General features: G+C 65.4%; 12 protein-coding genes. 10 read left to right on the top strand and 2 right to left on the bottom strand.

Going from position 1 to position 12,702, the window contains the following annotated elements; translation table 11 throughout:
• Nucleotides 1-85: 85 nt before the first annotated feature.
• From OG203_RS04130 to OG203_RS04115, 4 genes are read left to right on the top strand one after another with little or no spacing between them, the layout of a single operon-like run.
• A complete protein-coding gene (locus tag OG203_RS04130; protein ID WP_405164316.1) occupies nt 86-1,033 on the top strand; it encodes a phosphate/phosphite/phosphonate ABC transporter substrate-binding protein in 948 nt (315 codons plus the stop codon).
• Nucleotides 1,030-1,848: a phosphonate ABC transporter ATP-binding protein gene (phnC, locus tag OG203_RS04125; protein WP_405164315.1), complete on the top strand. Its 819-nt coding sequence runs from the start codon at nt 1,030-1,032 to the stop codon at nt 1,846-1,848. The genes OG203_RS04130 and phnC overlap by 4 nt, the downstream gene beginning before the upstream one ends.
• On the top strand, nt 1,845-3,560 hold the full coding sequence (phnE, locus tag OG203_RS04120) for a phosphonate ABC transporter, permease protein PhnE (RefSeq protein ID WP_405164314.1): 1,716 nt from the start codon (nt 1,845-1,847) through the stop codon (nt 3,558-3,560). Before phnC ends, phnE begins: the two co-directional genes overlap by 4 nt.
• Before the next feature lie 54 nt (nt 3,561-3,614).
• The gene (locus OG203_RS04115; RefSeq protein ID WP_405164313.1) at nt 3,615-4,421 is read left to right on the top strand and encodes an inositol monophosphatase family protein; all 807 of its coding nucleotides are present in this window, start codon (nt 3,615-3,617) and stop codon (nt 4,419-4,421) included.
• On the opposite strand, the gene OG203_RS04110 is transcribed toward OG203_RS04115, so the two are convergent.
• Complete coding sequence (locus OG203_RS04110; RefSeq protein WP_405164312.1) at nt 4,418-4,819, bottom strand: hypothetical protein; 402 nt, start codon at nt 4,817-4,819, stop codon at nt 4,418-4,420. The two genes, OG203_RS04115 and OG203_RS04110, sit on opposite strands and share 4 nt — an antisense overlap.
• A 178-nt stretch (nt 4,820-4,997) precedes the next feature.
• Here OG203_RS04110 and OG203_RS04105 point away from each other — a divergent pair, with 178 nt between their 5' ends.
• Nucleotides 4,998-5,681 carry a TMEM175 family protein gene (locus OG203_RS04105; protein WP_405164311.1) on the top strand — a complete coding sequence of 228 codons (684 nt, stop codon included), beginning with the start codon at nt 4,998-5,000 and terminating at the stop codon, nt 5,679-5,681.
• Here OG203_RS04105 and OG203_RS04100 read toward each other — a convergent pair.
• Nucleotides 5,676-6,965, bottom strand: coding sequence for a YhgE/Pip domain-containing protein (locus OG203_RS04100; RefSeq protein WP_405164310.1), 1,290 nt, complete (start codon nt 6,963-6,965; stop codon nt 5,676-5,678). The two genes, OG203_RS04105 and OG203_RS04100, sit on opposite strands and share 6 nt — an antisense overlap.
• 122 nt (nt 6,966-7,087) lie before the next feature.
• Between OG203_RS04100 and OG203_RS04095 the strand changes: the two genes are divergently transcribed.
• From OG203_RS04095 to OG203_RS04075, 5 genes are all read left to right on the top strand, one after another.
• On the top strand, nt 7,088-7,714 hold the full coding sequence (locus OG203_RS04095; protein WP_405164309.1) for a MerR family transcriptional regulator: 627 nt from the start codon (nt 7,088-7,090) through the stop codon (nt 7,712-7,714).
• 200 nt (nt 7,715-7,914) lie between these two features.
• Nucleotides 7,915-8,805: an iron uptake transporter permease EfeU gene (gene efeU, locus OG203_RS04090; RefSeq protein ID WP_405164308.1), complete on the top strand. Its 891-nt coding sequence runs from the start codon at nt 7,915-7,917 to the stop codon at nt 8,803-8,805.
• Between the two features lie 20 nt (nt 8,806-8,825).
• Complete coding sequence (gene efeO / locus OG203_RS04085; protein ID WP_405164307.1) at nt 8,826-9,959, top strand: iron uptake system protein EfeO; 1,134 nt, start codon at nt 8,826-8,828, stop codon at nt 9,957-9,959.
• A complete protein-coding gene (gene efeB / locus OG203_RS04080; RefSeq protein ID WP_405164306.1) occupies nt 9,943-11,217 on the top strand; it encodes an iron uptake transporter deferrochelatase/peroxidase subunit in 1,275 nt (424 codons plus the stop codon). Before efeO ends, efeB begins: the two co-directional genes overlap by 17 nt.
• A 59-nt stretch (nt 11,218-11,276) precedes the next feature.
• Nucleotides 11,277-12,563 carry a family 1 glycosylhydrolase gene (locus OG203_RS04075; protein WP_405164305.1) on the top strand — a complete coding sequence of 429 codons (1,287 nt, stop codon included), beginning with the start codon at nt 11,277-11,279 and terminating at the stop codon, nt 12,561-12,563.
• Nucleotides 12,564-12,702 lie beyond the last annotated feature (139 nt).

The raw sequence follows: 12,702 nt of genomic DNA, 5'->3' as shown, positions 1-12,702 counted from the left end.
CGGTTGGAGCGCGGGACACGGTGGTCGCGGACGCTCGACCGTGCGGCGCGGTCTCGCCCGTTCCCCTCGTAAGGAGAAGAGTTCCATGGGTAGCAAGATTCGCCCTTCGCTCGGCGCCGCCGCGCTCGCCGCGGTCGCGGTGCTCGGTCTCACCGGGTGCGGTAGCAGCGCGGTCGGTGCCGATTCCACGACGTCCGGGGATCCGCAGACGTTGGTGTTCGCGTCTATTCCCTCGGAGAATTCGCAGAGCCTGCAGCAGCAGTACAAGCTGGTGGCCGAGGTCATCGAGAAGTCGACCGGCCACCCCGTGCAGTTCCAGAACGCGACCGATTACGCCGCCGTGATCGAGGGCCAGCGCGCGGGCAAGGTGCACATCGCCGGTTACGGGCCGTTCTCCTATGTCACCGCGAAAGACAGTGGGGTGCAGATGGTTCCGGTCGCCGCCCCGATCAAGCAGGCGGGCGCGGAACCGGGATATCTGTCCTACGGCATCACCAAGGCTGGCTCGAATATCAAGAGCCTTGCCGATTTTCGCGGCAAGACGATCTGCTTCGTCGACCCGTCCTCGACCTCCGGCTACCTGTATCCGTCCGCCGGGCTGAAGGAGGCGGGTGTCGATCCGGAGAAGGACATCACCCCGGTCTTCGCCGGTGGCCACGACGCGTCGGTGCTCGCCGTCAAGAGCGGTCAGTGCGATGCCGGGTTCGCCTACGACACGATCGTGGACAAGACGTTGATCGAGAAGAACCAGATCAAGCCGGGCGAGATCAGCGTGCTCTGGAAGTCGGAGACCATCGCCGCGAGCCCGGTCGCGATCAGCGGCAAGCTCTCGCCCGAGCTGCAGGCAAAGCTGACCGCCGCGTTCCGCGACATGCTGAACAAACCTGCGCTGGTGCGGGCCGGACTGTGCGCCGACGAGCAGGGCTGCCAGCTGCCCGAGAGCGCCTATGGCTATGCGGTGGTGCAGGATTCGCTCTACGACGGTGTCCGCAAGGTGTGCCGGATCACCAAGGCCAAGGTGTGCCAGTCGTGACGAGTGCGTCTGCCGCGCTCGGCGCGACCATCACCCGAATCCTGCGACCGACCATCGCCCTCGACCACGTGCGCAAGGACTTCGGCCCTCGGGTCCGTGCCCTCGATGACGTATCGCTGCGGGTGTACCCGGGTGAGGTGGTCGCTCTGCTCGGACTGTCCGGGTCGGGCAAGTCGACGCTGCTTCGGTTGCTCGACGGTCTGCAGCTACCCAGCGCGGGCACGGTGACGGTACTCGGTCAGGACGTGGGGTCGGCGCGGGGGAGTGAGTTACGTACGCTGCGCCGTCAGGTGGGTTTCGTGTTCCAGCAGTTTCATCTCGTCGGCAGCATGTCGGTGCTCGAGAATGTGTGCACAGGGGCACTCGGCGCGTTGCGCGGTCCGCGGATCGGCCTGTTCATGTATCCGAAGTCGGTGCGGACGGCCGCGATGGAGCAGCTCGATCGAGTCGGCCTGGCCGATCGCCCCTTTCAGCGTGCCGACACCCTCTCCGGTGGCCAGCAGCAGCGCGTCGCGGTGGCAAGGGCGCTGGTGCAGCGTCCGAAGATCCTGCTCGCGGATGAGCCGGTGGCCTCCTTGGACCCCGAGTCCTCGGCGCAGGTGATGGCGCTGATCGCCAAGGTCGCCGCCGAGGACGATCTGACGGTGCTGTGCAGCCTGCATCAGGTGGAGCTGGCTGTGTCGTGGGCCCATCGGCTGGTCGGGTTGCGTGCCGGGCGGGTGGTGCTCGACAAGCAGGTTTCCGCGCTCGATCGCAACGAGACCATGTCGATCTACGCCAGCGTCGCCGCCTCGACCACCGCGCAATTCGTATGAGCACCACGGTTATTGGTATTTCGGACCGAGTGGAAGCGGCGCCGACGCTGCGGTGGCCGTCGGTGCCGAAGCTCGGCGTCGCCGCGGTTTTCACGGTGTGGTTGATCGCCTCGCTGTGGTCAGTGGTCTCGCTGCGACTCAATCTCGCCACCTTCGTCGACAGCGTCGGTAATGCCGTCGATTTCGTGTCGAGGATCTTCCCGCTCGACTTCCCGCCGCTCGGCGAACTCGCGCGGATGACCGGGCAGACCCTGGCCATCGTGACCTGCGCGACGGCATTGAGCGTCGCGTTGAGCGTGCCGGTGTCGTTGGCCGCCGCCCGCAACACCAACCGGCACGGCTGGCTCCGCTTGGGCATGCGCGCGGTCATCGTGGTGACGCGCGCCCTTCCCGAAATCGTCTTGGCCATCGTGTTTTTGCGCCTGTTCGGGCTCGGGCCCGCGGCGGGCATCCTTGCCCTCGGCATCCATTCCGTCGGCATGGTCGGCAAGATGTACGCCGACGCGATCGAGGACACCGCGGCGGGCCCGCGTGACGCGTTGCGTGCCGCGGGTGCGACGTGGTCACAGCAGCTCACCGGTGGCGTCCTGCCGCAGGCCATGCCCGCGTTCATCGCGACCGCGCTGCACCGGTTCGATATCAACCTGCGTGCCTCGGTACTGCTCGGTTACGTCGGGGTCGGCGGCATCGGCATGGAGCTGTCGCTTGCCATGAAGACCCTGAACTATCGGCGCGGAATCGCGTTGGCGCTGTTGATAGTCGGGCTGTGCGTCGTGATCGAGATGATCTCCGGCGCGGTGCGCGCGGCCATGCTCGGTAATCCGGCACCGAAGCGGGCGAGCCGGTGGAGCAGGCTGCGGCGCCGCGTCGCCGACGCTTCGGGCGGCTGGGTCGACGGCGGGGCTGTCGCATCGAATGCGGACGCTCGGTACCCGATCAGTCCGCCGTGGTCGGCGGGGCGCGTACTGCGCTTCGGCTACTTCGGTGTGACGGCGGCGATCCTGGTTGTGTCGGTCCTGGGGGCCGATATCGATGTGTCTCGCATGGCCGAGGGTGTTGCCACGATGTGGTCGACGCTGCGACTCTTCGTTCCGCCAAGCACCGGTGGTATCGGCGGCGAACTGGTGGCTCAGCTGCTTGTGACAGTTCAAATCGCCCTTGCGGCAACGTTTCTCGGTCTGTTGCTGGCGGTGCCCATCGGGGTGCTCGCCGCACGCAATGTCGCGCCGAGCCAAGGTGTCGCGCGGTTCTTCCGGATCGTCATCGTTGTCGTGCGTGGCATCCCGGACCTGATCTTCGCGATCATCTTCATCGTCATTACCGGACTCGGCGCTCCGGCGGGTGCGCTGGCGTTGGCGGTCGGTGCGGTCGGCCTGCTCGGCAAACTCATCGCGGACTCGCTCGAGGAGTCCGATGTGCGGGTCCAGCAGGCGGTGGCCGCCGCCGGTGCGACCAGGGGTCAGGTGTTCGTCGCGGCGACTGTAAGGCAGTGTGCCCCAGCACTCGCGGCGCACGTGTTCTACCAACTCGACGTCAACATTCGTGCTGCCACCCTGCTCGGTGTGGTCGGCGCGGGCGGGATCGGCTTCTACCTGACGAACGCCGCGCGCGTCCTGCAGTTCGATGTCGTCACGATGATCGTGCTGATGGTCTTTGCCGTGGTGCTGGCTGTCGAAGGCCTCGCGATCTGGATCCGCCGAGCACTGTCCTAGTTCCCCCTATCGCCGGAGGATTCCATGATCTTCTCGAATGCTATTGGTTCCGAAGTGAATACGGCCCTGCTCGCCGCGGCCGATGCCGCGGTGATCGCCGACCGGAACGCGCTCGCGAACCATTCACCTGCCGAACTCGGCGCCATCACCATGGACGGCGCCGACGGCACCCCGACCATGCTCATCGACGTGCTCGTCGAGGACGCCATCATCACCGCGGCCACCGCCGCCGGGGTCAATGTTCTTTCCGAGGAACGAGGTTGGGTCGACGTGGGGTCCGCGGTGACCCTGGTCGTCGATCCGGTCGACGGCTCGGCCAACGCCGCCGCCGGAGTCCCGCTGTCCTGCTTCAGCGCGGCGGTCGCCGTGGATGGCGAGTTCACCGAGGCCATGACCGTGTGGCTACACACCGACGAACGCTGGTTGGCATCGCACGGGCACAGCGAGTTTCGCACCAGCGGCTGCCGGTCCGTGCGCGCGGCCGCGGTGTCTATGCTGCGGCCGCACCGGCGTAACTGGGCTGCCTGGTCACGAATTGCCGAGGCGGCCACGCGAATTCGAATTCTGAGTTGCAGCACCCTGGACGCGGCGCTCGTCGCGACCGGCGCCATAGACGCCTTCGTCGACGCGGGCAGCGACACCCACCGCCTGATGGACATAGCCGCCGCCACCATTCTGGTCGGCGCGTCCGGTGGCACCGTCATCGACGCCTTCGACCGACCCATCGTCTTCGACACCGACCTGACCCGCCGCTGGAGCGGAATCGTCGCCGCCACACCCGAACTCGCGGACGAACTACGTGCCCTGATCCAGGAATCTGCCGCTGACGTGCAGCACGGCAGTGTGACCGTCGTTAGTTAGTCCCAGGCGTAGAAATAGATGCGCCGGGTGATGGTACCGACCAGATTGCCGTTGGGGTCGCGGAGTTCGGCGGTGCCCGCATTGTGCTCGTCACGGCTCGCGAAGAACGGCGCGGTGTCGGGGCGGACGGTGACCGGGTGCTGGTGCCACTGCGTTTCGCCGTCGCAGGTCACCTGCGAGGTGGTTGCCGAGCCGGTGGCGGTCGGTTGGCCGGGCTTGACCGAGGTGAGGCGGACGGTCAGTGTCCACCCCTGTTGTCCTTTCGGACACTGCACGTCGATATAGGAATTCGCCGCACCGGCGGAGACGTAGACGTCGTCGTGTAGCCAGACCGCGCCGGTTTGCGTCGCGGGCAACGGCATTGCCGAGAGCAGACCGGCCACCAATAGAGCAGTCACAGAAGTCATCGAATCAGCCCTCCGGAAGAGTGTCTCCGTGCGACGAACACGGGACGAATGCATCAATTGTCAGGCACAGCAACAGAAGTCATGGCCGAACGCGCAATCGGCCGGTGGCGGTGGTCGAGTTCTTCGTGGCCCGTGGTATCGGCCCTGCGTCGTGGGCAATAATGCGGCAATGCAACATTCTCAATCGGCTGTCTCGAATGAACCTGTCTCGAATGAACCGAGCACCACGATCGAAGTCCGGCCGTCGAACACCGCGCGGGTGGAGGCGTTCAGCGATGCGGTGATGGCCATCGCGATCACGTTGCTGGTGCTCGAGATTCGGCTGCCCGAGGACTCCGAGGAGAGCCTGTTGCATCAACTGCTCCGGCTGTGGCCGAGCTACCTCGCCTACGTGGCATCGTTTCTCACCATCGGTGTCATCTGGCTGAGCCACCACAACTTCTTCGCCCGCATCCGGCGCGTGGACGGCCTACTCCAATCCGGCAACCTCCTGCTGTTGTTCTGCGTCGGATTCCTCCCGTTTCCGACCGCGGCCCTGGCACATCACCTCGAGGGCAGCCCGTGGGACGCCCGCGTCGCCACTGCGTTCTACGGAATCGTCGCGGCCGTGCAAGCGGGTGCCTGGATCGTCATGTGGGTCGCGTTGCGCCGCAACCCTTCTCTGTTCGAGCCCGGCTACGACGCCGCGTTCGTTCGTTCGGAAAGCCGCCAGGCCTGGGTCGGCTTCGTCGCCTTCGACATCATCGCCGTCATTGCCCTGGCTTCACCGACCATCGCGCTGATCCTCTACGTGCTGGCGACCCTGGCATACGGCGTCACCAGCAACGGTCTGCCTGCCTTGCGCCGATCATGACGGAGTCGGGGCTGTCGGGTGACGGTGCAGGCCCTTGCGGTCGTAGAAGGTGGTCGCCACGTAGCCGAGCGCGATCGCGAGGGTGAAGCCGACGCCGAGCATGATCCACGCTCGGTCCAGTCCGGCGTCGCCGCGAGCGTCGAAGTAGAGGATCGATCGGATGCCGTCGACGAGTTGGCGCATGGGTTCGAAGGAGCTGATGCGGTGGTAGAACGACGGCACGGTTTCCAGGGGGATGGTGCCACCGGAGGAGGGGACGGCCAGGGCGATGAAGACGAAGGTCGACACGAACATGCCCGGCGTGCCGAAGGTGGCCAGGATCGACAGGCAGCTCAGGCCGACGGCGACGATCGCGCAGTAGGAGAAGATCCACAGCAGCGGCAGATGGCCCGCGTCCATGCCGAGGACCGTCACGCACGCGAACATCACGAGCGAGGCCATCGGTATCGCGATCCCCGCGATCAATCCCCATGCGGTGAACAAGGTGTGGCGGCGGTCGATGGGAGCCTTGGGGCGATGACTGTGCCAGGGGCCGAAATCGCTTGGTGCGAAACCTAATCCGGACTCGACCAGACCGTGTATGACGTTCGCGCCGATGAATCCGCACATGATGAGCAGCAGCACATAGAAGAACGCGGTCATTCCCATGCCGCTGTTCGCGCCCAGGGCGAATCCGGTGTCGGTCCGAATCGAGATGGGGTCGGCCAGGAGCAGTTGCTGGGCGGTGTTCATCGGTTGGGTGGCTTGGCTGGTCAGCTGCTTGCCCAATTGACCGGACGCCGTGTGCGCGGCTTGTTGGACGATGCTGGCCGACATCGAGGACGCGAGGCTGCCCGCGGCCGGGTTGGTCAGCACGGTCACGGTCGGGCGCTGCCCGCTCTGTCCGGCCGGATCACCAAGTGCCAGTACCGAAGCCGTGAAGTTGTCGGGTATGACCAGCGCCGCGTAGAGCTTTCCGGTGGCCATCTGGTCGCGGGCTTGCTCGTCGCTGAGCTGCTTCCAGGCGATCTTGCCATCGGTGGACGCGGCGGTGATACCGGTGGTGATCTGCTGCCCGAAGTTCAGCTGCGCACGAGCGGTGGACGCGCCCTTATCGAGGTCGACAAGTCCGATCGGCATGTCGTGCATGGCCTCGCGCGGATTGACGATCGCGCCCATGTAGGCGAGCGACATGAGGAAGGAGAACAGGGCGAGAATGACCCCGGCCGGTATCCACATTTTGCGGGAACGCAGAACCTGACCTGCGGTGACGCGGTGGGCGCCCCGCGATGGTTCTTCGGTCATTACTTCACTCCTGGTCATGTTGGATACTGCGGCTATCCAATGTAGGATAGTCACAGTATCCAACATGTGTCCATGCGAGGCGCCTGTGATGCGGCACGCAGTCGACGGAGGTGAGGGCGCGGGTGAAGCTGTCGGAGCTCAGCGAACGGTCGGACGTCCCGATCGCGAGCATCAAGTTCTATCGGCGAGAAGGCCTGCTGCCACCGGGACGCGCACTTGGCGCGACCACCGCGGAGTACGACGAAGACCATCTGCGCAGGCTCAAGCTGATCCGGGCACTGATTCGTTTCGGCGGACTGTCCGTCGCCGCGGTCCGCGATGTCCTTGCGGCACTGGAGGAACCACAGAACCCCGCGCGAGTTCGCGGTGTGGTGGATTACGCACTACCCACCGATCTTCCGGAGACCGATCCGCGGACAGTCGATGACGACCACAGCGTCTGGACGGCCGAGGTGATCGAGCGCATGGGATGGGACATCTCCGAGATGTCACCGCACCGCCAGGCGCTCGACGAGCGGATGCGCGTACTCCGCCGACTCGACATGGACATCGGTGTCGAGGAACTGCTGCCCTACGCCCGCCTCGCCGAGCAGATAGCCGAACTCGACGACACCCACCTGAACTGGCCGGGCGACAGCGTAACCGTTGCCGAACGAGTAGTCGTATTCAGCGTCCTCTTCGGCCCCGTCCTCCCTCTCTTGCGCCGTCTGGCACACGAAAATCGAGCGCGCAGAACATATTCCGAATGAACTGACGACTCGCTCTGTCGCGGTCGGCGTCTCACTCGGTCCGGCCACGGTCGTTTTCACGTCCGCAACACTCCCGGCGGGGAAATCATCCGACCAATTGGCCTGTCGGGTTGAGTTTCTAAAGTGCCCATCTGCGTGTAAGACTAGGTTTGCCTTGCCGAACTGTGGTTAGGCTCTGTTTGGTTCGACTGGGAGTGGATGTGAAAGAGCAGGCGTTTGCTTCCGACGCGCCTTCGGTTGCCGCTCAGTTGTTCGGGAGCGGTTTGATCGGAGTGCGCGAAGGGCTCGAAACCGGAATCGTGGTCATGATTTTGGTCGCGTTTCTGGTGAAGTCACAACGCCGCGAGTCGCTGAAGTGGGTCGCGGTGGGAGTCGGCGCTGCCGTCGTGATGGTCGTCGCGATCTTCGCAGGCATCCGCTACGGCACCTCGACGGTCACCGGTCTCGCGGCGGAGTTGATCGCCGGGATCGCGTCGCTTGCCGCGGTGGTGATCGTGACGTGGATGGTGTTGTGGATGCGGACCGCCTCCCGGTCGATCTCTGGGGAGCTGAGAGCGGGCCTGACCCGTGCGCTCGATGTCGGTCCGATCGCGGTGGTGTCGCTGGCGTTTCTCGCGGTCGGTCGCGAGGGCGTCGAGACCGCGCTGCTGATGGTCGGATACGCCGAGAACACCGGCGGCAGTCAATGGCCCTTGATCGGGCTGCTGCTCGGCATCGCGGTCGCGGTGGTGCTGACCGTGGCGATGTACCTCGGCGCTGTTCGGATCAATTTCGCCACCTTCTTCAAATACACCGGCGCGTTGTTGATCGTGGTCGCCGCCGGGATTCTCGCCTACGGCATCCGGGCGCTGCAGACCGTGGACTGGCTGCCGGGATTGGCGCACAACGCCTTCGACATTTCGTCCTGGTTCTCGATGTCGAGCTGGTACGGCACCGTCGCCGCGGGCATCTTCAACTTCCGCGCCGACCCGACCGTGCTGCAGGTACTCGCCTGGCTCCTCTACGTGGTCGTGGTGCTGTTCTTGTTCCTGCGCCCGGTGCCCGCCGCGAGCCAGACCCGGTCTTCGACAGATACCGCGGCAACGCCGTGACAACGAAAGGTCCACTCTCCGTGCGTTTCTCCATTTTCCCCATAGCAGTCGCGGTGACTGTCCCTGCGTTGCTCGTGTCGTGCACCAGCAAGACCGACACCGCGGCGGCGGGCGATATCGCGGTCACCGCCGACGACTCCACCTGCGCGGTGGCCAAGGATTCGGCCGACACCGGCACGGTGACCTTCCGGATCACCAACAATGGCACGAAGGTCACCGAGTTCTACGTGTACGGCACCGGTGAGCGCGTCATCGGCGAGATCGAGAACATCGGCCCCGGGCTTTCGCGCCAGTTGATCGTGTCGGTACCCGATCCCGGCAAGTACCAGACCGCGTGCAAACCGGGCATGGTCGGCGACGGCATCCGGCACGACTTCACCGTGACCGGTCAGACGCAGAAGCGCGACGAGTCCGGCAAGCTCGCCGACGCTGCCGCAGGCTACAAGCGCTATCTGGTGAGTCAGGTGAGCGCGCTGCAGGAGACCGCGAAAGGCTTTGTGGCGGCGATCAAATCCGGCGATATCGAGTCGGCGAAGAAGCAGTACCCGGTGACTCGCACCTATTACGAACGCATCGAACCGGTCGCCGAGAGCTTCCCCAACGATCTGGACCCGCGCTTGGATCTGCGCGAAGCCGACGTTGCCGCGGGCGACAAGTGGACCGGCTTCCATCGACTGGAAAAGGATCTGTGGACGCAAGGCCTGCAGCCTGACACCAACCAGATGGCCGATCAGCTCCTCACCGATATCGGCGAACTGGTGGCCGGGGTCAACGCGGACAGCTACAAGGTCGATCCGGTGCAGGTAGCGGGCGGTGCCCAGGGGCTGCTCGACGAAATCGCGCGCACCAAGATCACCGGCGAAGAAGACACGTTCTCGCATACCGACCTCTGGGACTTCCAGGCCAATGTCGACGGTTCCCAGGCGGCGATCGCGAGCCTGCGGCCGATCATCGATGAGCGCAACCCCGACCTCGGTGCGCAGATCGACCGCCGCTTCGCCGATCTCGACACCGAACTGGCCAAGTATCGCCTCGGCGACGGTCACGTCAGCTACGACACGGTCAATAGCGATCAGCGCGGCGCGCTCGCACGCCAGATCGACGCGCTGTCCGCAGTGGTGAGTCAGGTGCAGGGCGTTGTCGCGGGATCGTGACGCGGGCCGCGGCGGTATCTCGCGGCGAGGACTGATCGGGTCGGCGGGTATCGGCGTCGCGGCGGCCGGAGCCGGGGTGCTTGCCGGGCGGATGTCGAGCACGGCTGCCGCGGCCGCCGCGTCCAGCGTGGTGCCGTTCCGCGACGACAACCAGGCGGGCATCATCACCCCCGCGCAGGACCGGCTGCATTTCGCGGTGTTCGACGTGCAGACCAAGTCGCGCGACGAGCTGATCGATCTGCTCAAGACCTGGACGCTGATGGCCGAGCGGATGACCTCGGGTCGCGAGGCGACGCCCGACGGCGCCGTCGGTGCCGGCGCGTACAAGCCGCCGACCGACACCGGTGAGGCGCTCGATCTGTCGCCGTCGCGGCTGACGCTGACGATCGGGTTCGGTCCTTCGCTGTTCACCACCGCGGACGGCGTCGATCGATTCGGCATCGCGGCCCGGAAACCGGGTGCCCTCGTTGATCTCCCGAAGTTCACCCGCGACGCCCTCGAACCGGCCCGCAGCGGCGGCGAGATCGCCATCCAGGCCTGTGCCGACGACCCGCAGGTCGCGGTGCACGCCATCCGCAACCTCGCGCGCGCGGGGTTCGGCGCGGTGTCGGTGCGCTGGTCGCAGCTCGGGTTCGGTCGCACGTCCTCGACCTCCACCAGCCAGACGACGCCGCGAAACCTGTTGGGGTTCAAGGACGGAACGCGCAATATCAAGGCCGAGGATCACGACGCCGTCAACAAGTTCGTCTGGGTCAATCGTGCTGACGACCAGCCATGGATGGCGGGCGGCTCGTATCTGGTGACGCGCCGGATCCGCATGCTGATCGAGCCGTGGGATCGCACCAGCCTGCACGAGCAGGAGCGGGTGATCGGCCGTACCAAGGGCACCGGCGCACCGATGGGCGGCCAGCACGAGTTCGACGAACTCGATCTGCAGTCGGCCGGTCCGTCCGGGCCACTGGTCGATACCGACGCGCATGTGCGATTGGCGTCGGCCGAGGAACTGGGCGGCATCCAGATCCTGCGCCGCGGCTACAACTTCACCGACGGTTCCGACGGTTTCGGCCATCTGGACGCGGGCCTGTTCTTCATCGCCTACTGCCGCAACCCGCAGACCCAGTTCGTGCCGATGCAGAACAACCTGTCCCGCAACGATGCGCTCAACGAGTACATCAAGCACGTGGGATCGGCCGTGTTCGCGGTCCCGCCCGGGCTGGGCCCCAACGACTACTGGGGATCGACCCTGTTCGCGAATTAACTTCGGAATACGGGGTACTCCCTCGGTTTCGATCACGTGCCGTGTGGTATCCACACGGTGTGGCGAGCGAGGTTGCAGCACCCGAGGTTTCCAGCACACCGGCCTCCGCGCCGCCCACCTCGGTTGATCCGTTGGGTCCGGATTTCCTCTGGGGTGTGGCGACGTCGGGATTCCAGTCCGAAGGGCACGCGCCGGACAGCAACTGGCTGCGCTACATCGGCCAGCAGAACTTCGAGCCGTACGGGAACTCGGTCGATTTCTACGACCGATATACCTCCGATATTCCGCTCGCGGGCGCGCTCGGGCTGAAGGTGTTCCGGATCAGCGTCGAGTGGGCGCGGGTGCAGCCGAGCGCGGGGGAGTGGGACGAAGCCGCCTTCCGCTTCTACGATGCGGTGCTCGACGCGATCGCCGCCGCGGGGATGCGGCCGATGATCACCCTGGACCACTGGGTCTATCCGGGCTGGCGGGCCGATCAGGGTGGCTGGAACAGCCCGGACATGGTCGATGCCTGGCTGGCCAATATGCGCAAGGTGGTCGATCGGTACGCGCCGCGAAAGCCGTTGTGGGTCACCGTCAACGAGCCGGTCGCCTACATCGTGTACGAAGAGCGATTCACCGGAGTCGATGCCACGACCATCGAGGAGCGGATCGCGGCCGTGCACAACGCGAGCTACGACTACATCCACCAGGTGCAGCCCGATGCGATGGTCACCAGCAATATCGGCTACGTGTCCGGTAACGAGACCAAGGTCAATCAGCCTATGGTCGACCGCATCTCGGCCAAACTCGACTACATCGGGGTCGACTATTACTTCGGCGCAACCGATCCCAACGCGCCAGACCCGGGGCCCCAGCAACTGTGGGAACTTCCGTTGCAATCCGAGGGTGTCTACTACGCCCTGCGCCACTACGCCCGGTTGTTCCCCGACAAGGCGCTGTACGTCGTGGAGAACGGCATGGCCACCCAGAACGGCCAGCTGCGCCCCGACGGCTACGACCGCGCCGACTATCTGCGCGATCTCGTCTACTGGCTGCAACGGGCCCGCATGGACGGCATGAACGTCATCGGCTACGGCTACTGGAGTCTCACCGACAACTATGAATGGGGTTCCTACACACCGCGTTTCGGCCTCTATACCGTCGATGTCAGCACCGACCCCGCCCTCGTTCGCACGCCTACCGCCGCCGTCGACGCCTACCGCGCCATTGTTCAGGCTGGTGGAGTCCCTGCCGCCTACCTGCCCACCCGCCCGCCGCTGGCGTGTTCCTACGTCGACCCGCCGAGCAGTTGCACCGATCCCGTCACAATCCCGACGGCGACCGCGATCCATGATCAAATATGAAGTGCCAGTTGGTACTTGAACCATCAACAGAACTGATTCTTAGTCAGGCCGCACATTGCGACGACAGCGCAGGTGGCGCACTATTCGTCCAGCACGATGGCGGAAGCCCGAAAATCGGTAGGCGCCATACGAATCCGGT

This window comes from Nocardia sp. NBC_01499 (assembly GCF_045040275.1).
GTDB lineage: Bacteria > Actinomycetota > Actinomycetes > Mycobacteriales > Mycobacteriaceae > Nocardia.
The sequence above is the reverse complement of the archived record's forward strand: the minus strand, read 5'-3'. Positions and strand labels throughout refer to the sequence as shown.